This window comes from Streptomyces yunnanensis (assembly GCF_029011865.1).
Classification (GTDB): Bacteria; Actinomycetota; Actinomycetes; order Streptomycetales; family Streptomycetaceae; genus Streptomyces; species Streptomyces yunnanensis.
On sequence record NZ_CP095749.1, the window covers coordinates 2,737,155 to 2,763,240 of the forward strand.

A 26,086-nucleotide genomic window follows, 5' to 3' on the forward strand; every position below is an offset into this window, starting at 1 on the left:
CGCGCTCTGCCACACTCACGCCATGCCCTCCCTCGCGATCGCCGTCACCGCCGGAATGCCGTTCTTCGAACTCGCCGTCCCCTGCCACATCTTCGGCTTCGACCGACTCCAACCGCCCCCGGACTGGTACGACGTCCGGGTCTGCGTGATCGGCGACGGGGCGGGGGAGACGAGCCTCGCCGGCGCGTGGTTCAACACCCGGACCCCGTACGGCGTCGAGGAGTTGGTCTCCGCCGACACGGTCATCGTGCCGGCGTCCGCCGACGTCCACGGCGACCCACCGGACGAACTCGTCGTGGCGCTGCGCGAGGCCCACCGTCGCGGCGCGCGCGTGGTCTCGTTCTGCTCGGGCGCCTTCACCCTCGCCGCGGCCGGGCTGCTCGACGGCCGGACCGCCGCCACGCACTGGATGTACGCGGCTCTGCTCGCCGAGCGCCATCCGACGGTGAGCGTGGACCCGACGGTCCTCTACGTCGACCACGGCGACGTGCTCACCGGCGCGGGCGCCACCGCCTCCATCGACGTCTGCCTGCACCTGATCCGCGAGGACTTCGGCACCGGCGTCGCCAACTCGCTCGCCCGACAACTGGTCGCGCCCGCGCACCGCCCCGGCGGCCAGGCACAGTACATCGAGACACCGCTGCCGGAACGCCGCGACGACTCCCTCGCGCCGGTCCTGCACTGGGCCGCCGAACGGCTCCGCGAGCCGCTGACCGTCGCCGACCTCGCCCGGCATGCGCACACCAGCCCGCGCACCCTCGTCCGGCGTTTCCACGCCACGACCGGGACCACGCCGATGCAGTGGCTCCAGTCCCAACGCATCGCACGGGCACGGGAGTTGCTGGAGAGCACCGACCTACCCGTGGACCGGGTGGCGGAGATCGCCGGCCTGGGGACGGCCGCCAACCTCCGCCGCCACTTCACCCGGGCGATGGGCGTGCCCCCGGTCGACTACCGACGCACGTACCGGGCGGCACGGGTGGCGTGAGACCAACGGGGGCGCCCCGTGCCTGGGCCCTGGGGCTTGCCCGCCCCAGGCCCAGACCAAGACCCTGGCCCAGACCCGGGGCGCGGCGCGTCGTACGTGCCGGCGACTCCTCGCCGCGGCCCGCCACGCCTCGCCCCGCTACAGCCGCGGGTCCACCGGCTCCGACTCCAGCGCGAGCACCGCGAAGACCGCTTCGTGCACCCGCCAGAGCGGCTCCCCGTCCGCCAGCCGGTCGAGCGCCTCCAGCCCCAGCGCGTACTCGCGCAGGGCCAGCGAACGCTTGTGGCCGAGGTGGCGGACGCGCAGGCGCCGCAGGTTCTCCGGGCGGGTGTACTCCGGACCGTAGACGATCCGCAGGTACTCCCGGCCGCGGCACTTGATGCCCGGCTGGACGAGCCGGCCGTCCGCCTGCCGGACCAGCGCCCGGACCGGCTTGACGACCATGCCCTCACCGCCTTCCGCGGTCAGGTCCAGCCACCACTCCACACCGGCCGCGACCGACGCCTCGTCCTCCGTGTCGACGACCAACCGCCGGGTCGGCGCGAGCAACCGTATGCGGTCGGCAGCGGACCCGGCAGGCGCGTTCCCCACCGTCGGGTCCGTCACCGTCGGATCGTCCGTCGTCGGATCCGCCACCGTCGCGCCCTCCCCCGACGGAAGCGACTGATCCGCCGCTATCAGCCGGTCGATCAGGGCCAGTTGCTCGGTGTGCGGCAGGCCGGCCAGGCTGCGCCCCTCGACCGCGAGGATCTGGAACGGCGCGAGCCGGATCCCGGCCAGCCCCGGCCCGGCCTCCGCGGGCGACGGCGCAGGCTCCCCCACCCGCCAGCAGTAGCGCCGGTACGCGTCGGTGAACGCCGCGGCGTCGGCGGCCCGGCCGCGCTGCCGGTCGAGCAGCGCCGCCACCTCGACCCCGCGGTCGGCCGCCGCCTCCAGCGCGCCGAGCACCCCCGGGAACGCGGCCCGGGAGGCCGCACCCACCGCCGCGTACTGCGTGCGCAGCAGACCCGTCGCCTTGAGGGACCACGGCATCAACTCGGCGTCCATCAGGAGCCATTCGGTGTCCAGCTCCGACCACAGCCCGGCCCGCTCCACGCAGTCGCGGACCCGCCGCAGTATCCGCTCGGTCGTCTCCCGGTCGTCGAAGAACGGACGCCCGGTGCGGGTGTACAGCGCACCCGAGACCCCCGCCGCCGACACCCCGAACCTCTCGCGGGCCACCGTCTCGTCCCGGCAGACCAGCACCACGGCCCGGGAGCCCATGTGCTTCTCCTCGCAGACCACTTCGCGGACGCCCGCCGCCCGGTACTCGGCGAACGCCTCCCGCGGGTGCTCCAGGAATCCCTCGCCGCGCGCATCCGCCTCCTCGGACGGCTTGGCGGTCGCGCACGGAGCCATGGTCGGCGGGAGATACGGCAGCAGCCTCGGGTCTATCGCGAAACGGCTCATCACCTCCAGCGCGGCAGCGGCGTTCTCCTCCCTGACGGCGAGGCGGCCCATGTGACGGGTCTCCACGACCCGCCGGCCGGCCACGTCGCCCAGATCCAGCGGCCGGCCGTCCGCCCCGCCCGGCGCCTCCGTGGCCAGCGGCTTGGCGGGCTCGTACCAGACGCGCTCCGCCGGCACGTCCACCACCTCGCGCTCCGGCCAGCACAGCGCGGTCAACTTCCCGCCGAAGACACAACCGGTGTCCAGGCAGATGGTGTTGTTGACCCAACCGGCGCGCGGGGTCGGCGTGTGACCGTAGACGACGGCGGCGCGGCCGCGGTACTCCTCCGCCCAGGGGTACCGCACGGGCAGGCCGAACTCGTCGGTCTCGCCCGTCGTGTCGCCGTACAGCGCGAAGGACCGCACCCGGCCCGACGTGCGGCCGTGGTACTTCTCCGGCAGCCCGGCATGGCACACCACCAATCCACCCCCGTCCAGGATGTAGTGACTGACCAGTCCCCGAATGAACTCCGCGGCCCCGGCGCGGAACGCCTCGTCCTCCTTCTCCAACTGCTCGATGGTCTCGGCGAGACCGTGCGTGTGCTGAACAGCGCGACCGTTGAGGTAACGTCCGAGCTTGTTCTCATGATTCCCGGAAACGCACAGTGCGTGACCGGCCGCCACCATTCCCGTCACCAGGCGCAGCACGCCGGGGCTGTCCGGCCCCCGGTCGACGAGGTCGCCGACGAAGACCGCCGTGCGCCCCTCGGGGGGGCACCGCGTCCACGGCCCGCCCCTGGCCGTCCCGGGCGAGCTCGTACCCGAGCCGGCCCAGCAACGTCTCCAGTTCGGAGCGGCACCCGTGGATGTCGCCGACGATGTCGAACGGACCCGTGAGGTGGCGCAGGTCGTTGAACCGCCGCTCCCTGACGACCTCCGCGGCCTCGGCCTCCCGCTCGCCGCGCAGCACATGCACCTTGCGGAAGCCTTCACGCTCCAACTTGCCGAGCGAGCGCCGCAGTTCACGCTGGTGCCGCTGGATGACGCGGAGCGGCAGCCCGGCCCGGTCGGCACGCGCCGCGTTGCGCTCGGCACAGACGTGCTCGGGCACGTCCAGCACGATCGCCACCGGCAGGACGTCATGCTCGCGCGCCAGCTGCACCAGCCGGGCACGCGACTCCGTCTGCACATTGGTGGCGTCCACCACCGTCAACCGCCCGGCCGCGAGCCGCTTGCCCACGATGAAGTGCAGCAGCTCGAACGCATCGCCGCTGGCGCTCTGGTCGTTCTCGTCGTCGCTGACCAGCCCACGGCAGAAGTCCGACGAGATCACCTCGGTCGGCTTGAAATGCCGGGCGGCGAAGGTCGACTTACCGGAGCCCGTCGCCCCGATCAGCACCACCAGCGACAGATCGGGCACGGCAAGCACATGCGACACCTCACGAGGACCACGAGACGCCGACTCACCAACCGCCCGTTCACCAACCGCCCCCTCGACGGACGACGACTCGACGGACGGCTGCTCAAGCGGTGCCGGCCCGACGGACGGCTGCCCGGCCTGGGGCCGCGACATACGGTCCGACTCACTCATGCCGCTACCGCCTTCCCGCTGCCGGAACTGCCAGGACTGCCGGAACTACCGGAATCACCCGGTCCGCTGTTGCCATCGCCAGCCTCAATGCCCTGACCATCCCTGATGTCACCATTGTGACCCCCGTCGGCCACACCACCGACACTTTCGCCCCGGCCCCATCCCCCGCTTCCGCTCACACCCGCACCCACACCCACACCCACACCATTGCTGCCGTTCGTACCTTCGCTGCCCTTGACGCCTTCCTCGCCGCCCTCGCGGACGAAGCACGCAAGCTGGGTCGGCGGCCCGACCTCCGGGTCCTCCGGCCCCACCGGGCCGAACGTCACCGCATAGCCATGCCGCGCGGCGACCTCCCCCGCCCAGCGCCGGAACTCGTCCCGCGTCCACTCGAACCGGTGGTCCGCGTGCCGCACCCGCCCGGCGGGCAACGACTCCCAGCGCACGTTGTACTCGACGTTGGGTGTGGTCACCACGACCGTTCGGGGCCTGGCCACCCCGAAGACCGCGTGCTCCAGCGCCGGCAGCCGCTCCGGATCCACATGCTCGACGACCTCGCTGAGCACCGCAGCGTCGAACCCCTTGAGCCTGCTGTCCGTGTACGCCAGCGAACCCTGGACGAGCCGCACGCGCCGCGCCTGCCGCTCCGGCATCCGGTCGAGGCGGAGCCTGCGCCGGGCCTCCTGGAGGGCCCGCATCGACACGTCCATCCCGACGATCTCGGTGAACTGTCCTTCCTTGAGGAGCGCGCCGACCAACTGCCCCTGTCCGCAACCGAGATCGAGGACCCGGGCGGCTCCGGCCGAGCGCAGCACTCCGAGGACGGCCTCCCGTCGCCGCACGGCGAGCGGCACCGGCTTCTCCTCGGTGTCCGCCTCCTCGTCCACCGCGTTGTCGATCTCCTCGACGGCCGCGTCATCCGCCTCGGCGAGCCGCTCCAGCTCCAGCCGCGCCATCGCCTCACGCGTCAGCGACTGGCGGCGGGCGAGATAGCGGCCGACGATCAACCGCTGCTCCGGGTGGTGCTCCAGCCAGCCCTCACCGGCTCGCAGCAACTTGTCGACCTCGTCGGGCGCCACCCAGTAGTGCTTGGCCTCGTCCAGCACCGGCAGCAGCACATACAAGTGCCGCAGCGCGACGGCGAGTTCACATGCGCCCTCCAGCACCAGCCGTACGTAGCGCGAGTCACCCCACTCGGGAAACGTCTCGTCCAACGGCAGCGGCTCGGCCAGTACCGACCAACCCAGTGGCCGGAACAGCCGCTCCACCAGCGCCGCGCCGCCGCGAGCAGGCAGCGCCGGCACCTCGATACGGAGCGGGATCGGCCGCCCCACCAGCTCGGGACGGGCCGCACACTGCCCCTTCATCGCACTCGCGAAAACACTCCGCAACGCCACCGCCAGCAGCGACGACGCAGCGTAGGGACGGTCGTTCACATACCGCCCGAGCGCCGCGTCCGGGGCCCCGCCTCGCCCCTTGCCCTGCCCACGCCGCACCAGGGCGACGGGATCGACCTCCAGCAGCAGCGCCGCCGTGCACCGTTCCGCGTCGGCCTCCGGGTAGAGGACATGCGCGGTGCCGTGCGCCGTCGAGAACTGTTGCGCCCGGTCGGGATGCTTGTGCAGCAGAAACCCGAGGTCGGTCGCGGGGCGGTCGGTCGTACCGGTGGTGGTTATGGTCAGAAACACACCTTGAGTATCGATGTGTGTGGCGCTGATTCCCCACCGATTTTCCCAGCTCTGCCACCTGCTTCGCCCCTCCCCTCCCCCTCCCCCTCCCCCCCCGCTCCGCAACCCGCGACTCCACGCCCCACACCCCGCCTCCCGCCTCCCGCCTCCCGCCTCCCGCCTCCCGCCTCCCGCCCTACGGCAACGCACCGACAGCGGCCGGCCCCACGGCACCGCCCAACCGGACAGCCATACCGTCCCGGCCGCCACGGCACCGCCGTCAGCTCAGCTGGGACTGAACCTGCGCGGAGATCAGCTCCAGGTGATCCAGGTCGTCCAGATCCAGGATCTGCAGATAGGCCCGGGACGCGCCGATGGCGGAGTAGCGGCCGAGCTTGTCCACGACCTCGGCAGGCGAGCCCGCCAGACCGTTGGCCTTGAGTTCGTCCACCTCGCGCCCGATGGCCGCGGCCCGCCGCGCAACCTCGGCGTCGTCCTTGCCGACACAGGCGACCAGAGCGTTGGAGTACACCAGGTCCTCGCCCTTGCGCCCGGCGGCTTCGGCGGCCGCCCGCACCCGTCCGAACTGGCGCTCACTGTCTTCGAGTGAGGCGAAGGGCATGTTGAACTCGTCGGCGTACCGCGCCGCCAGTCGCGGGGTGCGCGTCGCGCCGTGTCCCCCGATCAGCACCGGCACCTTGCCCTGGGCGGGCTTGGGCAGCGCGGGCGACTTCTCCAGTTGGTAGTGCGTCCCGTCGTAAGAGAACTCCTTTCCGACCTCCGTGGCCCACAGTCCGGTGACGATCGCCAACTGCTCCTCAAGCCGCGCGAACTTCTCCTTGGGGAACGGGATGCCGTACGCCTTGTGCTCCTCCTCGAACCACCCTGCGCCGAGGCCGAGTTCGACCCGACCGCCGGACATCTGGTCGACCTGGGCCACCTGGATGGCCAGCACGCCAGGCAGGCGGAAGGTACCGGCCGTCATGAGCGTGCCGAGCCGAATGCGCTTGGTCTCGCGGGCCAGACCGGCCAGGGTGATCCAGGCGTCCGTCGGACCGGGCAGCCCGTCGACGTTGCCCATCCGCAGGTAGTGGTCGGAGCGGAAGAAGGCGTCGAACCCGAGGTCTTCGGTGGCCTTGGCGACCTTCAGAAGGGTGTCGTAGGAAGCCCCCTGCTGGGGCTCGGTGAAGATGCGTAGATCCATACCTCCATCCTGCATGGTGGTCGGCGAAACAGTCGCCGGTGCCTACCAGCCCATCGGGTGGGCTCGTTTTGGCATATGTGGAGTGCGTAGTCGGTCCGGCATGCCGAGTGGGCGGGAGCGAAGCTGCCTGGCCGGCGGGGTGAGCGGGCGACTGGGCGTGCGGTGAAGAAGGTGAAGAAGGTGAAGAACGAGAACCCGCCGGCGCGGCTCCCTGCGCGGGAGGCGACTCCGCCCTTGCCTCAACCCACGTCCCGGCTCCGGGCCCCGGCCCCGGTCGCATGCCCCACCCGAGCAAAGGTGCAGCGACAAGCAGCGAGGGCGCAGAAGAAACATGAGAGGAAGCGGGAGGTGGAAGGAGGAGGAAGCGGGAGAGGGAACGGGCGGTGACGAGGAACCCGACGAGCACGATGACGGTAACGGGGCCCTGCCCCGTCAGATCCGTGTCACCTACTGGCTGCCGCCGGAACGAAGCCGCGGAGGGACGCGGAGGTGAGGAGGGAGGGGTGCAGGGGAAGCGGGAACAGGCGAGGGCAAGGGCAGGAGGGGCGCGGACGTTTGCCCGTTCCGGGCATGGCCTGCCGGGGGCACGGGTGACGCGCCTCTACCCGGGCAAGCCGGTTGAACTGGTCGGCCAGCATGGGGTGCCAGCTGGGCCGAGGGTGGTTCCCGAGGGCAGGGCGGGAGGCGGCCCGCCCTTCGTCAGGCAAGATGCCGGTCGCGTACCTCCAGTTTCTCCAGTATTCCGGCGGCGTGGTCTCTCGATTCGTCGGCGGTGTCCATGGCCTCGACGCAGGTCCAGTACATCCCCTCCTCCTCGGCCGAGATCACCACTCCCACCAGCGCCTCGCACACCTCTCGGAGCAGTTGGCAGAGGCCGACAAGGACTGCCTTGACGTCACGTATCTCGGTCAGCTGAGCCGCCCGCAACCCGTCGGTGGTCGCTGTCGAGCACAGCAGTCCCCCGCTGAACCGCCCGCTCGCATCGCCCAATCCCCGGGCTCTGGACCGCACTTCGTACGGACCGAATATCGCGAGATGGCTACCTATCGCCTCTGCCAAGGCTTGTGCCTGCCACGCCTCGACGAGCACGTCATGCACCGTGTTCGCCTGTGCCAGACTGCGCCGACTGGCCGCGATGATCCGCACCGCGTCCATCTGCGTTCCTCCTTCCTTCTCCATGTGCATTCACCCCGCTCTCCTTCCACTACCCAGAGTGAGGGTCAACAGCCAAAAACGCCAGAGGAATTCGCAAATCTGTGGACAACCAAGGCGCTGTGGAAAGATCTATGACTCCATAGAGTGACGAGAGGCGATTTCGGAACGATCGCGGCGGAAGTTTCGGCCCCCACGGGCACCTCACGTGACTGTGCTCCCACCCATATCCCAGCATGAATCGCGCCACGTACGGCACTCAAAGCACTTTCGACACACCAGCCACCGCAATCCCTGCCGTTGGACGTCGTTCCCATTCCGCATAAATCACGACTCACGGCGCGCCGCGCGGAGGTGGCGGTGCGGGCGACAGCGGCGGCAGTGGCCGCAGTGGCGCACGGGCCGGCGCACGGCAGGCAGCGCGAGCCGTCCCACGACCGGCGCGAAAAAGCCGGCGGGGTGGAGGTCCTTGCCCCGCCCCGCCGGCCGTATCCCCTCGGGCGACGCCCGCCGCTGGTCCGTCCGACGGCTACTCGTCGCCCCGCGGCCGGTCCGGCGGTGCCTGCCGAACCGCCGGGAACCGCGTCTCATTGCGTTCGATCTTCGCGGCGAGCGCGGTCAGCGGGTCGATCCCCAGTGCCTGGCAGAACTGCAGGAGATACGCCAGGACATCCGCGACCTCGTCCGCCACCCGGCCGGCGGACTTCGGGTCGGACATCACCTTCGCCGACTCCTCCGGCGTCAACCACTGGAAGATCTCGACCAGTTCCGCGGCCTCGACACTGAGCGCCGCGGCCAGGTTCTTGGGTGTGTGGTATTGCTGCCAGTCCCGGGCGGCCGCGAACTCGGCCAGGCGTCGCTGCAGGGCATGAAGATCCTCACTCATACCCCTAGGTGTAGCACCTGCACCTCGGGCAGCCCCTCGGCGACCGACGGGTCCCGCACCGTGCCCAGCAGCCTGACGTGTCCGCGTTCGGCCATCCGCACCGCCAACGACACCAGTTCCCGCACCTGCCGGCGATCCATGCACCGGTCCATGCCGTCCGCCATCACCGTCATCTGCTGCAGCGCCGACGGGATCTCCCCCGCCGGATCCATGGCAAGCACCCCGGGACCGGTCAGGAGCACCAGCGCCAGCGCGAGGAACCTCAGTTCGCCGTCGCCGAGCTGCTCGACGGGCATCTCTCCCAGAACACCACGGTCGAGGACGGTCCGGAGGTCCCGCGGATCCGGAGTCGCCTGCCGACCCTGCACCGCGGCACCATCTGCTTCTCCGGTGGCCGCGGCGTCCGCCGCCGTCGCCGCGTCCGGCTGCCGGGGAACCGCACGCAGCCCGTCAACGGGCCCGGAACACGCCTCCCGTACGGCCGCCACCAGCACGGCGTGCCTCCGGGAGCATTCGCGGCTGGTGCGCTCCAGTACGGCGGACAGGTTGTCGCAGGACGATCGCAGCCGCCCTTCGTCGCGCTCTGCCTCCTCACCCCAACCGCTGGCCCCAGCGCCGTTCCGTGCGCCTTTGCGTCCGCGCGTACCCGTCGTACCGCCGGAACCGCCGGATCCCCCTCCTTTCCCCGGGCGGCCGGAGCCACCACCCCGACCACCGGCGCGCGTGCCGGCACCACGCCCCGCGCCTCCCGTGCCTGACGTACCGCCTCCGATACCGCCGTCAGGCGCACCGCCATCCGCCGGCTGGCCCCGCATGACCTCCGGTCGCGGATCGCACACAAAGGCTGAACGCAGCGCCACCACGACTTGTTCCGCGGCGGCCAGGACGAGGCGCTGCCCCTCCGTCTTGCCCGCCACACGCAGCGGGAGGAGGGAGGTGGCCAGCCGGTCGTCGGGCAGCGGCGCACGGGTCACCGGCGTCGCACCCGCGGTGTGCCAGGCAGCCTGGACGGCGTGACGGGCGGGGTCGGTGAGAGCGGTGGTGAGCAAGGTCTCGCCGCGACCCGTCAACCGCTCGCCGACGATGCGGAGTTCGGGTTCGGCCTGTACGGCGAGGTCGAGGTGGACGGGGCCCACCGGGCCGTCGACCGTACAGCCGAGACGGAAGCCGCGCCGCCCCTGGTCATCGGGGCGCGCGCCGGCCGGTACGCAGGCAGAGGCCCCACCCGCCACCACCCCCACGGCCCGTTCCAGTGGGTCTCCGCTGCCGAGCCGGGCGAGGATCTCGTACGCCTGCAGCACACTGGACTTGCCGCTTCCGCTGTCGCCGCTGAGCAGGGTCAACGGGCCGAGCGGGAGGGTGGTGCCGCGATGAGACTTGAAGGCGGACAGCCGTAATTCGATGACGGCCGGACGCGGACTGTCGGTATCCATGCGGGGACGCTACGCAGTCGCACGCACGGAGAACCGTTACGCCCAACTGCTCTTCCTACGAATGGGGGACGGAGCCCGTTGCCGGTTCCGCGACCTCGGTGCCGACCGGCGCCAACAGGAACACATTGGTGTCCACGCGGTGCATCCCGCTGCCGAGGCCGAAGACGACGCCGCTGGCGAAGTCCAGGATGCGCTTGGCGACATCGGTGTCCGCGCTGCTGAGGTCCAGCAGGACCGGCAACTGCGCCATGAGGTACTCGGCCACTTCCCGGGCATCCGCGAAGGTCTGGACACGGATGACGATGAACCGCCGTGTTTCTTCGGTCGGTTCGTCGTCCGGGAGCGCGCGGTGGTCGGGCCACGAGGGCCATTCGCTGCCGCCGCGTAGCGGTACGACTTCAGCGAGCCCTTCCCACTGCTCGTCGGTGGCATCGGGGCCGTTCACCGAATCACCTCACCCAGAGGAGCGCTGGCTTTCTGCGGTATGTGCATCGCACGATTCTAGAGATAAACCTACAAACGTCGCTGACTGCGACACACGAGGCGGCGCAGCCGTTCCCATCCTGCCTCATAGCCCTGACCAGTGCGGACAGCTCGGTGAATCCACCGGGTCGAGTTTCTGTATGCCTGTTCATCCTCTCTTGTGACGGAGCACGCGCCCGCCCCCAAGGCCATGTTGCGGGCGTGCCTGACAACTACTCACGCTGCCGGGCGCCATGCATCCCTGAGCGTTCGTGAGCTCCTGCCCCCCGGGCGGATGTGTGGTGTGCACCGCCACGAGGGAAGACGTGTCGTTCGTCACGGGGACGGCGCGGCGGACGGGCGACGGACCCGAGGCGGTCCGCAACCGGTAGAGGACTCACGTTCGTTGCCACCACGCGGCGGTGCACGGTCCGGGCGGAGACGACGGGCCGGGCGTTGACGCAGGTCGAGGGCATTGTCAGTGGGGTCTCTTACGGTGGATGCATGAGTACGGAGAGTGTCCGAGAAGGGTTGGCGTGGGCAGGGTCGCGCCCGCCGTGCGAGAGACGGGGCGGATCGCTCGGCGGGTCGTGGCGGCCTGCGGGTCAGCGGGCCAGACGACCGAGGAGAGCCGAGGCCGCGGCGATACCGGCGACCGAGGCGGCGACGAGGACGGCGAAATCGAGGGCCAGATGAGAGGGGGTCCCCAGGAGCAGCCCACGGAGGGCGTCGACCTGATAGCTGAGGGGGTTGATCCGACTGACGGTCTGTAGCCAGCCGGGCATGACCGCCACGGGGTAGAGGGCGTTGGAGGCGAAGAAGAGCGGCATGGTGATGGCCTGGCCGATGCCCATCAGGCGGTCTCGGGTCAGCACGATGCCGGCGATCGAGATCGACAGGCAGGAGAAGAACGCGGAGCCGAGGATCACGGCGACGGCCACGCCCAGCAGCCGTAGCGGATTCCAGGTCATGGCCACACCGAGCAGGGCGGCGATGACGATGACCACCACGGCTTGGAGCAGTGCCTTCAGTCCGGCGGCGAACGCCTTGCCGGCGATCAGGGCGGACCGCGGGGTGGGGGTGACCAGGAGTTTGGTGAGGATCCCGGCGTCCCGCTCCCAGATGATCATGATGCCGTAGAAGATCGCGATGAACATGGCGGACTGGGCGATGATCCCGGGCGCCAGATAGTCGATATAGGGGGTGCCACCAGTGGGAATGGCCTTGATACGGGTGAAGGTCTCGCCGAAGACCACGAGCCACAGGGCGGGTTGGACGGCGCGGGTGTAGAGCTCCGTGCGGTCATGGCGCAGTTTCTGCAGCTCGACCACGCACATCGCGACGACTCTGGCGGGCAGCACCCGCCAACCCGTGCGCGGGCGCGGTGGAATCAGCAGCAGGTCCAAGTGGCGGGCGGCGGCCGGGGGCTCAACCGACCCTGGTTGCGGTGCGGCGGGTGCTTCTGACATCGCGGAAGTCTCCTGACTGCTCGTCGAGTCCGGTGCCGGCGACGTCGCGGAAGACGTCCTCCAGCGTCGGCTCGACATCGGACGAGACAGAAGTGCGGGGTGCGGACGGTGTCGTCGTGGTGGTGCGCGCGGCCTGTGCCCGACGGGTACGCAGGTCCGAGCGGAGTTCGGCGGGTGTGCCGAGTGCGCGGATCCGGCCGCGGTGCATCAGGGCGACGCGGTCGCAGTACTGCTCGGCCTCGTCCATGTAGTGGGTGGTGACCAGGACGGTCATGCCCGTTGCGGCGCGGACCACGTTGATGTGCTCCCAGACGGTGGTGCGGGCGATCGGGTCGAGGCCGATCGTCGGTTCGTCGAGCATCAGCAGGCGGGGTGCGCTGACCAGTGCCTGGGCGAGTTCCAGTCGGCGGATCATGCCGCCGGAGTACGTACTGGCGAGCCGATTCGCGGCGTCGGTGAGGCCGACAGCCTCCAGCGCCTGGCCGACGCGGGCGGCGCGCTCGCGGCGGGGTATGTCGAAGACCCGGGCGAAGAGTGCGACATTCTCCCGGCCGGTCAGTCCGGCGTCGGCGGACAGCTGCTGCGGCACGTAGCCCAGGAGTCGCCGGACGGCCATCCGCTCCCGTGCCGCGTCATGCCCGAAGACTCGCACCATGCCCGTGGGGACGGGCAGGAGGGTGGTGATGCAGCGGATGGCGGTGGTCTTGCCCGCGCCGTTCGGCCCGAGCAGGCCGAAGACCTCACCGGGGCGGACGGACAGGTCCACCCCGTCCACGGCGCGGGTCTCACCGAAGGCGTAGCGGAGGCCGCGACAGGCGAGGGCGTCGGGAACGGGAGCCGGGTCCGGGGCGGAAGTCCGGTCCGGGTCGGGAGCCCGGTCCGGGTCGGGGGCCGTCGGCCAGCCGGTCGGTGTGCCCGCCGTGTGCAGGTACTCCGCGGTGTGCCGGGACGGCGCGGCGTGCAGGGACTGGCCGGGGGCGGCCCCTGGGACCGGCCGGACCGGGTCTTCGCTGGTCATGGTCCCTCCGTCTGCTGATGCAGGTTGCGGGCGAGCTGGCGCAGCGCCGGAAGAGCGGCCTCCAGCGCGGTCCGGTCGGCTTCCGGGAGGCGTTCGAGCTGTTCGCGGACGAGGGCGCTGCGGCGGGTCTCCCAGTCATGCAGCCGCGACCGGGCCGCCGGGGTCGGGAAGAGCAGGGCCGAGCGTCGGTCGGCGGGGTCGGTCTCCCGGCGGAGGTACCCGGTTCCACTGAGCTGGTTGACCAGGGTGGAGACCGAGTTGCCCGCCAGGTAGAGCTCTTGCGCGGCGGCGGAGACGCGGATGCCGGGCCGGATGGCGACCAACCGCAGGAGTTCGACCTCCGCGCCGCGCAGGCGAGGGCCGGGCAGGCCGGGCCGGAGCCGCCGGCGGATCAGGCGTTGGATACCCGCCAGTACGTCGGCCAGCTCGTCGGGGAGGTCCCCATTAGCCATATATCGACTTTAACTCTCATTGAGAGGCAAGGCAGGTGGTGACTCGTCGACGGGGTGGGACGCCGGCCGATCCCGGAGCGGTAGGTACCGATGCCGGATCGGTAGGCGACGGGGCGGGCCGGCGCTCGTGGCCCATCGTCCACCACGGGTGCGACGAGGCAGGGCGGTAGCATCGCGCTCCATGGCCAGGCCCAAAGAGTTCGATCCGCACGCCGCGCTCAAAGTGGCGATGCAGACGTTCCGCCGCCGGGGGTACGAGGGCACGTCCGTGCAGGATCTCGTGGACGCGTTGGGGATCAATCGCTCCAGTATGTACGCCGCTTTCGGTTCCAAACACGACCTCTATCTCAAGGCCCTGGAACGCTACAGCGCGGACGAGAAGGCCAAGGCGGAGAACGATCTCGCCGGCGACGGTCCCGCGCTGCCCGCCCTGCGCGCCTTCCTGCTGTCCTACGTGGACGCCGCCCTGACGGACCCCGAACGCAACGGGTGCCTGGTCACCCACGGCGTGATGGAACGCGTTCCCTGCGACCCCGAGGCCACCGCACGGCTGCGAGCCGCCCTGCGCGGGATGGAGGACGCCTACACCGCCCTGCTGCTGCGGGCCCGGGCCAACGGTGAACTCGCGCCGGGTACGGACGTGAAGAGCGTGGCGCGGTTCCTCGTCACGTTCACCCAGGGGCTGCGGGTGATGGAGAAGGCCGCGGACCGGGAGTACCTGATCGAGGCCGTGGACCAGGCACTGAGCGTCTTCCGCGCCGAGTCCGCCGACGCCGCGGATGCCGGGGCGGGCAGGGCGACGCCCGACTAACACGCCGACGGCTGACGGTCGCCGACCCACCCCGGCCGTCCCTCGCCGGTCAGTGTCCCGGAGGAGGAGGCGGGGCCGGAGCTCCTACGGGCGGCGCGATCCTGCGGTGACGACGAAGTGACGTGCGCGCATCGGCCCCCTCGGGAGCAGCGGGCGCGACGGTGCCCGAACGGGTCACGGGGCGCCCGGCACCGGGGTCCCACCCCGAGTCCACCACCCGCTTCTGGAAGACGATCGCGCCGCCCAGTACGGCGCCGCCGATCACCAGCATCATGATCGCCCCGCCCGTGGGCCCCGCCTTGGCCGCATAGCCGATGAGGGTGCCGAACCAGCCGAAGTCGGCATCGCCGAAGGTGGTGTTGGCCTTCCCGAACGCGCCGAGCACCTTGAGCAGCAGCGCGGGCAGGAAGGTGATCAGGACGCCGTTGAGGAAGGCGCCGGCGATCGCGCCGCGCCGGCCGCCGGTCGCGTTGCCGTACACGCCGGCCGCACCACCCGTGAAGAAGTGCGGTACGAGACCGGGCAGAACGAGCGCGAGTCCGAGGGCGGGATGGAGCAGCCAGGTGAGGAGAGCAAGACCGGCCAGGCCCCCGGTGAAGCTGGCGAGGAAGCCGATCAGCACCGCGTTCTGGGCGTACGGGAAGACGATCGGCGCGTCCAGGGCCGGCACCGCGCCGGGCACCAACTTGCCGGCGATGCCCTGGAAGGCGGGGACGAGTTCGCCCAGGATCGTTCGGACTCCGAAGAGGATCACGGCGACCGCGATTCCGAATTGCAGTCCCTGCATGACGGACTGCATGAGGTAGTTGCCGAGGTTCCCGGCCATGCTGCCACCGGCGACCGCGAACGCCTGGAAGGCGGCGCCCCGTCCCGCCTTGGCCAGGTAGGCAAGCGCCATGACCACGTAGATCAGCACCATGGACAGTGCGGTGGCGACCATCGAGTCCCGTAGGAAGCGCAGGCTCTCGGGCAGCTTCATGTCCTCGGTACTGCGGCTGCGCTGGCCGACGAGCCGCCCCGTGGCGCCGGCGAGGAGGTAACCGGCGGTGCCGAAGTGGCCGATGGCGATCGAGTCGTTGCCCGTGACGCGCCTGGTCCAGGGGTGGACGAACGCGGGCAGCGCGACCAGCAGGATGCCCAACAGGACGGCGCCGACGGCAACCACTACCGACGTCGGCTGCCCGGCGGCACTCAACACCATCGTCAGCAACGTGGCCATGAAGAGGATGTGGTGCCCTGTCAGGAATACGTAGCGAAGGGGTGTGAACCGGGCCAGCAACAGGGCGACGGCGAAGCCGAGGATCATCAACCAGGCGACCCGCGCACCGAACCGCTCCTGGGCGATGCCGACGATCGCCTCGTTGGCCGGGATCACCCCGTGTGCCCCGGTGGCGCCCTGGATCATGCCGCCCAGTGGACCCAGCGCGCTGACGACCAGCCCCGCCCCCGCACCGATGAGCAGAAAGCCGAGCGTGGCCTTGAGGGCACCACCGGCTATCTGCCCGACCGGTTTGCGGAGTGCGATCAGCCCCGCCGCCGTGATCAGGCCGATCAGGCAGGCGGGCCGGCTGAGCACCTCGTCGACGAGGAACGTGGCGATGGACAGGAGCACGGTCACGGGCGGTCTCCCCTCTCGGCGCGGCGACGAGCGCCGTCGGCTTCGGACGTCAGGTCACTTCCGCACAACGCACCACCTCCGGGAAGCGTGTTGCTTCCGGATGCCATATCGGCGTCAGACGTCATAGATGTCGCGCAGTACCCGGTCGACCTCTCCGGCGCTGGTGAAGTCCTCGACGGCCACCACCGGGACGTCGATCTCGCCCAACGTCCCGGCGATCTCCCGGGACGTGAGGATCGCGACGGCCTCGGCCGCCTTGCCCCTGGCGGAGATGGTGTCGGTCGCCTCCACGGTGACGTGGCGGGCCCAGCCCCACTGGGCAAGTACCCGCTCCAACGTGGTCTTGAGGAAGAGGCTGGTGCCGAGTCCATTGCCGCAGACCGTCAAGATCTTGTGCACGACGGGAACTTCGGCGCTTTCGGCCGGGCTGCGCGCCTCTGGCGCGGCCAACAGCGCGCGCAGCGATGCGGGGTCCGGAGCCTCCCGCAGCGCCCGGGCGATATCGGGGTCGGCAAGCAACCGCGCCAGAGCGGCGAGCGCCGCCGTATGGGCGCCCTGATCCCGCGCGGCCAGGGCCACGACGAGAGACACCGGGTCGTTCGACTCGTGCCCGAATTCCACGGGTCGCGCCGGCCGGACCCAGGACAGCGCAGTCCGGAGCACGGCGGGCGAGGGGCGGGCGTGGGCGAGGGCGAAGCCGGGCGCGATGACGATGTACGGACCGTTCTCCACCACGTTCCCGATCATCTCTGTGGTGTACGCGGCGGTGGTGGCGCCGGTCTCCACCAACAGTCCGCCCGCCACCCGGATCGATGCCCGCCAGTCCGGAACCGGTACGTCCAGGCGCACCGCCGCGACGGGGAGGAGATCGCTCAGAGCTGCCATGGCGGGACTCTACGGGCGCGCGGGTGGTTGCGCACCGGCCCTTTCGTTCCTTCCGTGGCCAAGGAGTTGGCGAGAGGGGCCGGTGCGGGCGCAGGGTGCGGGCGCCGAGTGTGAGGTGCTGGTGCGGGAACCAGCTGGTTGGCAAAGGGAGGCGTCAGGGTCGGAGTCGGGGTCGGAGTTCGGGTGGGGATCAGGGTCGACTCAGGGATGCGTCAGGGCCGGCGAGGGAGTGGCGGTGGGCGGACGCGGGGACAGATCAGTCAGGAGGCGGAAGGCGGCAGCACATCGGTGGCACGGCACCGACGGAAAGTCCGACCAGGCAAGGAACAGGAGGCCGGGAAGCCAACCGCGGGGCATCCAGTGGGTATTGTGGCGCCGCGTGGGCGACAGCACGGTGTGGACCTTGGCAATTGCGGCAGTGACAGGCGGAACGGCGGTCCTGGCCAGCTGGGTGACCAGTCGCGGCAGTACGCAGGCCGCCAAGATCCAGGCAGAGACGGCGGCGCGCTCGCAGCGCGCGGAGAGGCTGCGGGAGAGCCGACGCACCGCCTATCTGGACCTGATCGAACAGACCCACCGCATCGGCGAGTTGTACTGGGAGATCTCCGCGGAGCTTCGGGAGTCCGCCTCGTCGACGCGGAACACCAGGCTCGACGCCCTGCTCGACCGGGAGATCGCGGAGTACGCGAAGATCCGCCGCTGTGCGCGGGTCGTGGAATTGGAGGGCCCGCCGTCGGCCGCGGCCGCGGCACTCGCCCTCCAGAAGGCGACCGGACCGTTCTACGAGGCGCTCAGGGCGGGCCGCGCGGACGGCGCGGACTGCCAGGAGGTGTTCAACGCCGCGTACACCCCCTTCTGGAAGGCGCTGGAGAACTTCGTGGACTCGGCCCGGGACGCACACCAGACAGACTGAGCACCCCCAGGCGGGGAGAGAACGCGCCCCGAAGGCCCCATACCCCGGATCCTCACACGAGCCGGTCGAGGATCTCCGCGTCACACGGGGCGACCTCGCCGAGCCGGCCGTGCAGCGCCTCGTCCGCCCACTCCGGGTCGGCGACCACCGCATGCGCCACTGCCGCCAGGTCGAGCTCCTCCAGTCCAGGCTGTCCGGTAACGGGGCGATCTCGCTGGCCCGCGACCGTTGGGTACGTCCCCGCAACCCTTGGGTACGTCCCCGCAACCCGTCGAACTCGTAGACGTCGCCACAGCACCTAAAACGCCCCGCAACCGGATCACCACGACCTACGCGCCACCGGGCCCCACCCGGCGAAGGCCCCGTCGACCATCACCACGGCCCTCCGGGATGGCCCTGGTGTCGTCAGTACGGGAACGGCGCCACGAAACAGCGGTCACCTGCCCGACAAGCACCACCCGCCGTCCGGTCCGCCGAACGATCACGGTGGAGAGCATGCGCATCGCCATCTCGCTCATCGGAGCGCTGCTCGGGGCGACGACCGTCCTCACGGTGGAGAGGGTCATACGGCCCGCCCGCCGGGCTTCCGGCCACCCCATCACCCGTTTGGCGTAGCAGGGCGGTCACCGGCACCCGGCGTCGAGTGCCCCGGCGGTAACGGGTGAAGCGGGGTCGTCACGCGCCGCGCCCACCGGTCCCGCACGGGAACGGCCAAGGCGGGGCCGGTACCGCCTGCGTACGATAACCGGGACGAAAAGGGCCTTTCTGGCCGACCAGCGAGGGCACGCATGCCTTCTTGCCGCCCGTGACCGCGGGCGGCAATTCGCTCGTCGCTCGCAACAATTCAGCTCTCCGACGAATCCACCCCGTCCGTCTCACTCCAGGAGTCCGGAATGGCACAGGAAGCCGATAACACCGTCTGGAACTGCCCATTCGATTACGCCGAGGCGCTGGAGTTCGATCCGACGCTCCGACGCATCATGACCGAAGAACCGGTCGCACGTATTCGACTGCCCTACGGCGAGGGCGAGGCGTGGCTGGTCACGCGGTACGAGGATGTGCGGACGGTGACGACGGACCGGCGGTTCAGCCGGCACGCAATCATCGGCCGGGACTTCCCACGGATGACGCCGGAACCGATCGTCCAGGACGAGGCGATCAACGTGATGGACCCGCCCGCGAGCAGCCGGCTGCGGAGCCTGGTGGCCAAGGCGTTCGCCCCGAAGCAGGTGGAACGCATGCGGGAGGGCACGCAGCGCGTCGTGGACGAGTTGCTGGACCGGATGGCCGAGGACGGGGCGCCGGGCGACCTGATGGACAACCTCGCGCAGCCGCTGCCGCTGACCACGATCTGCGAGGTGCTGGACATCCCGGAGGACGAGCGCGCGCAGCTGCGCGGGTACGCCCGGACCATGATGAACGTCAGCCTCGACAACAAGGACAACGCCATCCGCGCCAAGTCCGAGATGCGCGAGTACTTCACGGAGCTGACCGCACGGCGCCGGCGTGACCCCGGGGACGACCTGATCAGCGCGCTGGCGACGGCCCGCGTCGGGGACGAGGTCCTCGACGCGAAGGAACTCACCGTCATGGCGATGGTGCTCCTCATCACCGGCCAGGACACCACCACCTACGAGATCGGCAACCTCTCGTACACGCTGCTGACCCGGCCCAAGGACCTGGCGATGCTGCGGCAGCACCCCGAGGCGCTGCCTCAGGCGATCGAGGAGATGCTGCGGTTCATCCCGTTCCGCAAGGGAGTTGGCATCCCACGCGTCGCGCTGGAGGACGTGGAGCTGAGCGGGGTGACGATCCGGGCCGGGGACATCGTGCACGTCTCGTATCTGACCGCCAACCGGGACGGCGCGAAGTTCGAACGCCCCGACGAGCTGGACCTCTCGCGCGAGCCCACCGGGCACATGACGTTCGGCTGGGGCGCGCACCACTGCTTGGGGGCCCCGCTGGCCCTCACGGAGCTTCAGGTCGCACTCAGCACCCTGCTGAAGCGGTTCCCCGACCTGAAGCTGGCAAAGCCGGCCGAGGAAGTCCGGTGGAACACCACGGCGATCTGGCGCTATCCGCTGGCTTTGCCGGTGGTGTGGTGAGTTGTCGGGGCCGCGGTAATTCCGCGGCCCCGGCTGCAGAATGCGGAACTCACTCCCTTGGCGTACGGTCTAGGAATGACCCATCTGCACGGGGAGAGTTCATTCTTCGACGGATGGCCCGCTCGCGTCCTTCCAGGGGTCTGTGTCGTGAGATCGACGGAATCGACGAAGATTTCGCCGGTCGACATGGAAGCGACAAAGACGCGAAATGCAGCGCGAGAACAGCACTGAGCGGACCACAGTCTGCAAGGAGTGCATCCGATGGCCGTTTTGTGCAAGCCGGCAATCGCGGTCCCTGAATACATCATCACCAGGGACGACACCCTCGAACTGGCACGTCAGCTGCACGCCAACCACTCGCAGCTGAATCTCGTGCTGAGACTGATCGAGCACACGGGCGTCGTACGGCGGCATCTGATCCAGCCGATCGACAAGGTGCTGGAGCATCCGGGATTCGACGCCCGCAGCGCCATCTACGAAGAGGAGTCCAAGGCGCGCGTCCCCGCTGTCGTGCGCCGGGCACTCGACCACGCGGAGCTGGAGCCACGGGAGATCGACCTGATCATCTACGTGTCGTGCACCGGCTTCATGATGCCGTCGCTGACGGCGTGGCTCATCAACCACATGGGGTTCCGGTCGGACACGCGTCAGATTCCGATCGCCCAACTCGGTTGTGCCGCAGGCGGTGCCGCGGTAAATCGCGCACACGACTTCTGCCAGGCGTATCCGGACGCCAACGTCCTGATCGTCGCGTGCGAGTTCTGCTCGCTGTGCTACCAGCCCGACGATGACGGAGTCGGATCGCTGCTGTCCAACGGCCTGTTCGGGGACGCGGTGGCGGCGGCCGTGATGCGCGGCAAGGGCGGTACGGGCGTCCATCTGCAGCGGAACGCCTCGTACCTCATACCGCACACCGAGGACTGGATCTCCTACGCGGTGCGCTCCACCGGGTTCCACTTCCAGCTGGACAAGCGGGTCCCGGGCACCATGGAGCCGCTCGCGCCGGCGCTCCGCGCCCTCGCGGAGGAGCACAAGTGGGACGCGGGGAACCTGGACTTCTACATCATCCACGCAGGCGGCCCGCGCATCCTCGACGACCTCTGCCGCTTCCTGGAAGTGCCGCCCGAGGCATTCCGCTTCAGTCGGGCGACGCTGACCGAGTACGGCAACATCGCCAGTGCGGTGGTGCTCGACGCCCTGGCCCGCATGTTCGACGAGGCGTCGGCACAGGACGGTCAGCGCGGCCTGCTGGCCGGCTTCGGCCCCGGCATCACCGCGGAAATGTCCCTGGGCACCTGGACGTCGTCGCCGAACTGAGCCGCGGAGCACGCAGCTCGAATCCCTGGGCAGTGAGCCTGACTTGACGAGCCGTCGCGGGGCGGCTCGTCAAGCATGTGCACGACGCGCCACACCGGCCGCGCCCACTCCCCCGCCGTTCACCACCGGCCTACTCAACCGCCACCGCGAACGCGCTGATGAAGGTACCCACCGCGGCGGCAACAGTGGCGCGCAGTTCATCGTCGGAGACAGTACGGGTGCCGAGGACAGTGCGCCCCTCCAGCGGGCCGGTGAGCAGCGCGACGAACTGCTCGGCGGCCCGCACCGGATCGGTCAGGCGCAGTCGGCCGGCCAGAGCCAGCCGGGCCAACCGGTCCGCGAGCGCCTCCGACAGCTGGTTCGGGCCGTGCCCCCACACCTTGTCGAAGAGCTCCGGGAACCGCGAGATCTCCGCGTACAGCAACCGTCGCAGGGCCCAGGCTTCGTCGCTGGAGTGGCACAGCAGCAGGCGGTACCCGACGTCGGCGAGCACACCGGACAGGTCCTCGACGTCACTGGCGAGACCCGCGACAACCGCGAGACTCTTGGCGGTGGCCTGCTCGGCGGTGGCGGCCATGGCCTCCCGGAAGAGGTCCTCCTTGCCCCCGAAGTGGTTGTAGAGCGTCGGCTTGGCCACACCGGCCTCATCGGCGATCGCATCGACGCTCGCCTTCCCGTAGCCCTCACGAGCGAACACGACGAAGGCCGCATCGAGGATGGCGTGACGTTTGTCGATCCGCCCACGCCCGGCCCGCCGTGAGGCCGAGGACGCTGAGAGATTGGCTCCACTCACCCCGCCAGCATACCTACGCCCCCAATACCCTGAACTATCCGGTTCAACCAGCCCATACGCCTACCCCCCCCAACCCCACCCCTGCCTTCAACACCCCGTCACCAAGCGCACGTTGAGACCCATCGGCTGCGCGCCGCCCCTCCCCGGGGGAGACTCCGGCCCAGCCCAGGTTCGGTAGACGCATCCGCGCCGCGACGAACAGACCGGTCACCCGGACCTCCCCGCGAATGTCGGGTACTGCGGCAGGACGGTTTCACCGGCGGATCGTTAGGAGCCGGCCTCTCAGGCCGCGTTGGCTTCCTGGTTGCCTCTTCCCAGGGGAGAGGCACAAAGGCTCGGCGATATGGAACCGGAGGAGCAAGTGGAGCAGGACTGCCAAGTCGGCACCACCTCGTGCCGCGGGTCCCCGTTCCGAAACGCAAAAAAGCCCTGTTGGGAACCGAGGTTCCCAACAGGGCTTCTTCTAAAATTAGTTCGGCGGCGTCCTACTCTCCCACAGGGTCCCCCCTGCAGTACCATCGGCGCTGAAAGGCTTAGCTTCCGGGTTCGGAATGTAACCGGGCGTTTCCCTAACGCTATAACCACCGAAACACTATGAAACACTAAACAACCGTTGGTCTGTTCGTGGCTTCAGAACCAACACAGTGGACGCGAGCAACTGAGGACAAGCCCTCGGCCTATTAGTACCAGTCAACTCCACACCTTACGGCGCTTCCATATCTGGCCTATCAACCCAGTCATCTACTGGGAGCCTTACCCCATCAAGTGGGTGGGAGCCCTCATCTCGAAGCAGGCTTCCCGCTTAGATGCTTTCAGCGGTTATCCTTTCCGAACGTAGCCAACCAGCCATGCCCTTGGCAGAACAACTGGCACACCAGAGGTCCGTCCGTCCCGGTCCTCTCGTACTAGGGACAGCCCTTCTCAAGACTCCTACGCGCGCAGCGGATAGGGACCGAACTGTCTCACGACGTTCTAAACCCAGCTCGCGTACCGCTTTAATGGGCGAACAGCCCAACCCTTGGGACCGACTCCAGCCCCAGGATGCGACGAGCCGACATCGAGGTGCCAAACCATCCCGTCGATATGGACTCTTGGGGAAGATCAGCCTGTTATCCCCGGGGTACCTTTTATCCGTTGAGCGACGGCGCTTCCACAAGCCACCGCCGGATCACTAGTCCCTACTTTCGTACCTGCTCGACCCGTCAGTCTCACAGTCAAGCTCCCTTGTGCACTTACACTCAACACCTGATTACCAACCAGGCTGAGGGAACCTTTGGGCGCCTCCGTTACCCTTTAGGAGGCAACCGCCCCAGTTAAACTACCCACCAGACACTGTCCCTGATCCGGATCACGGACCCAGGTTAGACATCCAGCACGACCAGAGTGGTATTTCAACAACGACTCCACACCAACTGGCGTTGGCGCTTCAAAGTCTCCCACCTATCCTACACAAGCCGAACCGAACACCAATATCAAGCTATAGTAAAGGTCCCGGGGTCTTTCCGTCCTGCTGCGCGAAACGAGCATCTTTACTCGTAATGCAATTTCACCGGGCCTATGGTTGAGACAGTCGAGAAGTCGTTACGCCATTCGTGCAGGTCGGAACTTACCCGACAAGGAATTTCGCTACCTTAGGATGGTTATAGTTACCACCGCCGTTTACTGGCGCTTAAGTTCTCAGCTTCGCCCCACCGAAATGGAGCTAACCGGTCCCCTTAACGTTCCAGCACCGGGCAGGCGTCAGTCCGTATACATCGCCTTACGGCTTCGCACGGACCTGTGTTTTTAGTAAACAGTCGCTTCTCGCTGGTCTCTGCGGCCACCCCCAGCTCAGGAAGCAAGTTCCCTCACCGGAAATGGCCCCCCTTCTCCCGAAGTTACGGGGGCATTTTGCCGAGTTCCTTAACCATAGTTCACCCGAACGCCTCGGTATTCTCTACCTGACCACCTGAGTCGGTTTAGGGTACGGGCCGCCTTGAAACTCACTAGAGGCTTTTCTCGACAGCATAGGATCATCCACTTCACCACAATCGGCTCGGCATCAGGTCTCACCCTGCATGAGAGACGGATTTGCCTATCTCTCGGGCTACACCCTTACCCCGGGACAACCACCGCCCGGGCTGGACTACCTTCCTGCGTCACCCCATCGCTTACCTACTACAAGTCTGGTCCGTCGGCTCCACCACTCCCCTTCACCCGAAGGATCCAGGGCGGCTTCACGGACTTAGCATCGCCTGATTCAGTATTGGGCGCTTCAAAGCGGGTACCGGAATATCAACCGGTTGTCCATCGACTACGCCTGTCGGCCTCGCCTTAGGTCCCGACTTACCCTGGGCAGATCAGCTTGACCCAGGAACCCTTAGTCAATCGGCGCAAGAGTTTCCCACTCTTGTATCGCTACTCATGCCTGCATTCTCACTCGTGAACCGTCCACAACTCGTTTCCACGGCTGCTTCACCCGGCACACGACGCTCCCCTACCCATCACAACAGGCGTTAGCCCTCATGCTGCAATGACACGACTTCGGCGGTGTACTTGAGCCCCGCTACATTGTCGGCGCGGAATCACTTGACCAGTGAGCTATTACGCACTCTTTCAAGGGTGGCTGCTTCTAAGCCAACCTCCTGGTTGTCTCTGCGACTCCACATCCTTTCCCACTTAGCACACGCTTAGGGGCCTTAGTCGATGCTCTGGGCTGTTTCCCTCTCGACCATGGAGCTTATCCCCCACAGTCTCACTGCCGCGCTCTCACTTACCGGCATTCGGAGTTTGGCTAAGGTCAGTAACCCGGTAGGGCCCATCGCCTATCCAGTGCTCTACCTCCGGCAAGAAACACACGACGCTGCACCTAAATGCATTTCGGGGAGAACCAGCTATCACGGAGTTTGATTGGCCTTTCACCCCTAACCACAGGTCATCCCCCAGGTTTTCAACCCTGGTGGGTTCGGTCCTCCACGAAGTCTTACCTCCGCTTCAACCTGCCCATGGCTAGATCACTCCGCTTCGGGTCTTGAGCATGCTACTCCAACGCCCTATTCGGACTCGCTTTCGCTACGGCTTCCCCACACGGGTTAACCTCGCAACATACCGCAAACTCGCAGGCTCATTCTTCAAAAGGCACGCAGTCACGACCACACAGCAAACTGCATGGCGACGCTCCCACGGCTTGTAGGCACACGGTTTCAGGTACTATTTCACTCCGCTCCCGCGGTACTTTTCACCATTCCCTCACGGTACTATCCGCTATCGGTCACCAGGGAATATTTAGGCTTAACGGGTGGTCCCGCCAGATTCACACGGGATTTCTCGGGCCCCGTGCTACTTGGGTGGCTCTCAAGCAAGCCGCTGACGTTTCAGCTACGGGGGTCTTACCCTCTACGCCGGACCTTTCGCATGTCCTTCGCCTACATCAACGGTTTCTGACTCACCGACCGGCCGGCAGACCGATCAAGAAAGCTCCCACAACCCCAACCACGCAACCCCTGCCGGGTATCACACGTGACTGGTTTAGCCTCATCCAGTTTCGCTCGCCACTACTCCCGGAATCACGGTTGTTTTCTCTTCCTGCGGGTACTGAGATGTTTCACTTCCCCGCGTTCCCTCCACACTGCCTATGTGTTCAGCAGCGGGTGACAGCCCATGACGACTGCCGGGTTTCCCCATTCGGACACCCCCGGATCAAAGCTCGGTTGACAGCTCCCCGGGGCCTATCGCGGCCTCCCACGTCCTTCATCGGTTCCTGGTGCCAAGGCATCCACCGTGCGCCCTTAAAAACTTGGCCACAGATGCTCGCGTCCACTGTGCAGTTCTCAAACAACGACCAGCCACCCACCACCCCAACCCGAAGGCTGAGTTCACTGGGGCCGGCATCCCGAAGGCTCAGACCATAGTCCG

At 68.4% G+C, this 26,086-nt stretch carries 18 protein-coding genes, 2 rRNA genes and 1 pseudogene; 5 read left to right on the plus strand and 16 right to left on the minus strand.

Annotation, left to right across the window (positions count from 1 at the left end):
• Window positions 1-22 precede the first annotated feature (22 nt).
• Window positions 23-988, plus strand: coding sequence for a GlxA family transcriptional regulator (locus MOV08_RS11960; protein ID WP_275307469.1), 966 nt, complete (start codon window positions 23-25; stop codon window positions 986-988).
• A gap of 138 nt (window positions 989-1,126) precedes the next feature.
• Here MOV08_RS11960 and MOV08_RS11965 read toward each other — a convergent pair whose 3' ends face one another.
• The 11 genes and pseudogenes from MOV08_RS11965 to MOV08_RS12015 all read right to left on the minus strand — a co-directional run bounded on the left by MOV08_RS11965 (window position 1,127) and on the right by MOV08_RS12015 (window position 13,750).
• Window positions 1,127-3,607: a polynucleotide kinase-phosphatase gene (locus MOV08_RS11965; RefSeq protein WP_338057156.1), complete on the minus strand. Its 2,481-nt coding sequence runs from the start codon at window positions 3,605-3,607 to the stop codon at window positions 1,127-1,129.
• Window positions 3,495-4,007: pseudogene (locus MOV08_RS11970) on the minus strand (AAA family ATPase); the annotation flags it as partial. The pseudogene MOV08_RS11970 and the gene MOV08_RS11965, both read right to left, overlap by 113 nt.
• Window positions 4,004-5,695 (minus strand): 3' terminal RNA ribose 2'-O-methyltransferase Hen1, encoded by a 1,692-nt coding sequence (locus MOV08_RS11975; protein ID WP_275307471.1) that lies wholly within the window; start codon window positions 5,693-5,695, stop codon window positions 4,004-4,006. The pseudogene MOV08_RS11970 and the gene MOV08_RS11975, both read right to left, overlap by 4 nt.
• A gap of 259 nt (window positions 5,696-5,954) precedes the next feature.
• Window positions 5,955-6,878 (minus strand): LLM class F420-dependent oxidoreductase, encoded by a 924-nt coding sequence (locus tag MOV08_RS11980; protein WP_039631945.1) that lies wholly within the window; start codon window positions 6,876-6,878, stop codon window positions 5,955-5,957.
• A 699-nt stretch (window positions 6,879-7,577) separates the two neighbouring features.
• A complete protein-coding gene (locus tag MOV08_RS11985) occupies window positions 7,578-8,063 on the minus strand; it encodes a DUF6099 family protein (protein WP_239010032.1) in 486 nt (161 codons plus the stop codon).
• A 496-nt stretch (window positions 8,064-8,559) separates the two neighbouring features.
• Window positions 8,560-8,916, minus strand: coding sequence for a nucleotide pyrophosphohydrolase (locus tag MOV08_RS11990; RefSeq protein ID WP_039631946.1), 357 nt, complete (start codon window positions 8,914-8,916; stop codon window positions 8,560-8,562).
• Window positions 8,913-10,349 (minus strand): AAA family ATPase, encoded by a 1,437-nt coding sequence (locus MOV08_RS11995; RefSeq protein WP_039631948.1) that lies wholly within the window; start codon window positions 10,347-10,349, stop codon window positions 8,913-8,915. The genes MOV08_RS11990 and MOV08_RS11995 overlap by 4 nt, the downstream gene beginning before the upstream one ends.
• A 55-nt stretch (window positions 10,350-10,404) precedes the next feature.
• Window positions 10,405-10,794: a cell division protein SepF gene (locus MOV08_RS12000; RefSeq protein WP_039631950.1), complete on the minus strand. Its 390-nt coding sequence runs from the start codon at window positions 10,792-10,794 to the stop codon at window positions 10,405-10,407.
• A gap of 622 nt (window positions 10,795-11,416) precedes the next feature.
• Entirely contained in the window at window positions 11,417-12,280 is an 864-nt protein-coding gene (locus MOV08_RS12005; protein ID WP_039631952.1) for an ABC transporter permease, read from the minus strand.
• Window positions 12,240-13,298, minus strand: coding sequence for an ABC transporter ATP-binding protein (locus tag MOV08_RS12010; RefSeq protein WP_275307472.1), 1,059 nt, complete (start codon window positions 13,296-13,298; stop codon window positions 12,240-12,242). The genes MOV08_RS12005 and MOV08_RS12010 overlap by 41 nt, the downstream gene beginning before the upstream one ends.
• On the minus strand, window positions 13,295-13,750 hold the full coding sequence (locus MOV08_RS12015; RefSeq protein WP_073449894.1) for a MarR family winged helix-turn-helix transcriptional regulator: 456 nt from the start codon (window positions 13,748-13,750) through the stop codon (window positions 13,295-13,297). Before MOV08_RS12015 ends, MOV08_RS12010 begins: the two co-directional genes overlap by 4 nt.
• Window positions 13,751-13,931: 181 nt before the next feature.
• Between MOV08_RS12015 and MOV08_RS12020 the strand changes: the two genes are divergently transcribed.
• Window positions 13,932-14,561 (plus strand): TetR/AcrR family transcriptional regulator, encoded by a 630-nt coding sequence (locus MOV08_RS12020; RefSeq protein WP_275307473.1) that lies wholly within the window; start codon window positions 13,932-13,934, stop codon window positions 14,559-14,561.
• A 49-nt stretch (window positions 14,562-14,610) separates the two neighbouring features.
• Here MOV08_RS12020 and MOV08_RS12025 read toward each other — a convergent pair whose 3' ends face one another.
• Window positions 14,611-16,179, minus strand: coding sequence for a PTS ascorbate transporter subunit IIC (locus MOV08_RS12025; RefSeq protein ID WP_275307474.1), 1,569 nt, complete (start codon window positions 16,177-16,179; stop codon window positions 14,611-14,613).
• Between the two features lie 114 nt (window positions 16,180-16,293).
• Complete coding sequence (locus MOV08_RS12030) at window positions 16,294-17,064, minus strand: PTS sugar transporter subunit IIAB (RefSeq protein ID WP_275307475.1); 771 nt, start codon at window positions 17,062-17,064, stop codon at window positions 16,294-16,296.
• Window positions 17,065-17,443: 379 nt separating this feature from the next.
• Between MOV08_RS12030 and MOV08_RS12035 the strand changes: the two genes are divergently transcribed.
• The 3 genes from MOV08_RS12035 to MOV08_RS12045 all read left to right on the plus strand — a co-directional run bounded on the left by MOV08_RS12035 (window position 17,444) and on the right by MOV08_RS12045 (window position 21,399).
• Window positions 17,444-17,977 carry a hypothetical protein gene (locus tag MOV08_RS12035; RefSeq protein WP_275307476.1) on the plus strand — a complete coding sequence of 178 codons (534 nt, stop codon included), beginning with the start codon at window positions 17,444-17,446 and terminating at the stop codon, window positions 17,975-17,977.
• A gap of 893 nt (window positions 17,978-18,870) precedes the next feature.
• The gene (locus tag MOV08_RS12040; RefSeq protein WP_275307477.1) at window positions 18,871-20,082 is read left to right on the plus strand and encodes a cytochrome P450; all 1,212 of its coding nucleotides are present in this window, start codon (window positions 18,871-18,873) and stop codon (window positions 20,080-20,082) included.
• 261 nt (window positions 20,083-20,343) lie between these two features.
• A complete protein-coding gene (locus MOV08_RS12045; RefSeq protein ID WP_039631966.1) occupies window positions 20,344-21,399 on the plus strand; it encodes a type III polyketide synthase in 1,056 nt (351 codons plus the stop codon).
• A 130-nt stretch (window positions 21,400-21,529) separates the two neighbouring features.
• On the opposite strand, the gene MOV08_RS12050 is transcribed toward MOV08_RS12045, so the two are convergent.
• From MOV08_RS12050 to MOV08_RS12060, 3 genes are all read right to left on the minus strand, one after another.
• A complete protein-coding gene (locus tag MOV08_RS12050; protein WP_275307478.1) occupies window positions 21,530-22,192 on the minus strand; it encodes a TetR/AcrR family transcriptional regulator in 663 nt (220 codons plus the stop codon).
• A gap of 472 nt (window positions 22,193-22,664) precedes the next feature.
• A 5S ribosomal RNA gene (rrf, locus tag MOV08_RS12055) occupies window positions 22,665-22,781 on the minus strand.
• A 71-nt stretch (window positions 22,782-22,852) separates the two neighbouring features.
• Window positions 22,853-25,973: ribosomal RNA gene (locus MOV08_RS12060) — 23S ribosomal RNA — on the minus strand.
• Between the last annotated feature and the right edge of the window lie 113 nt (window positions 25,974-26,086).

What these genes read in the sequence shown, in the direction of transcription:
- MOV08_RS11990 (WP_039631946.1), bottom strand. Translation starts at nt 8,916, where the DNA reads ATGAGTGAGGATCTTCATGCCCTGCAGCGACGCCTGGCCGAGTTCGCG.
- MOV08_RS12005 (WP_039631952.1), bottom strand. Translation starts at nt 12,280, where the DNA reads ATGTCAGAAGCACCCGCCGCACCGCAACCAGGGTCGGTTGAGCCCCCG.
- MOV08_RS11980 (WP_039631945.1), bottom strand. Translation starts at nt 6,878, where the DNA reads ATGGATCTACGCATCTTCACCGAGCCCCAGCAGGGGGCTTCCTACGAC.
- MOV08_RS12040 (WP_275307477.1), top strand. Translation starts at nt 18,871, where the DNA reads ATGGCACAGGAAGCCGATAACACCGTCTGGAACTGCCCATTCGATTAC.
- MOV08_RS11995 (WP_039631948.1), bottom strand. Translation starts at nt 10,349, where the DNA reads ATGGATACCGACAGTCCGCGTCCGGCCGTCATCGAATTACGGCTGTCC.
- MOV08_RS12020 (WP_275307473.1), top strand. Translation starts at nt 13,932, where the DNA reads ATGGCCAGGCCCAAAGAGTTCGATCCGCACGCCGCGCTCAAAGTGGCG.
- MOV08_RS11960 (WP_275307469.1), top strand. Translation starts at nt 23, where the DNA reads ATGCCCTCCCTCGCGATCGCCGTCACCGCCGGAATGCCGTTCTTCGAA.
- MOV08_RS12030 (WP_275307475.1), bottom strand. Translation starts at nt 17,064, where the DNA reads ATGGCAGCTCTGAGCGATCTCCTCCCCGTCGCGGCGGTGCGCCTGGAC.
- MOV08_RS12015 (WP_073449894.1), bottom strand. Translation starts at nt 13,750, where the DNA reads ATGGCTAATGGGGACCTCCCCGACGAGCTGGCCGACGTACTGGCGGGT.
- MOV08_RS12010 (WP_275307472.1), bottom strand. Translation starts at nt 13,298, where the DNA reads ATGACCAGCGAAGACCCGGTCCGGCCGGTCCCAGGGGCCGCCCCCGGC.
- MOV08_RS12045 (WP_039631966.1), top strand. Translation starts at nt 20,344, where the DNA reads ATGGCCGTTTTGTGCAAGCCGGCAATCGCGGTCCCTGAATACATCATC.
- MOV08_RS11985 (WP_239010032.1), bottom strand. Translation starts at nt 8,063, where the DNA reads ATGCACATGGAGAAGGAAGGAGGAACGCAGATGGACGCGGTGCGGATC.
- MOV08_RS11965 (WP_338057156.1), bottom strand. Translation starts at nt 3,607, where the DNA reads ATGTGCAGACGGAGTCGCGTGCCCGGCTGGTGCAGCTGGCGCGCGAGC.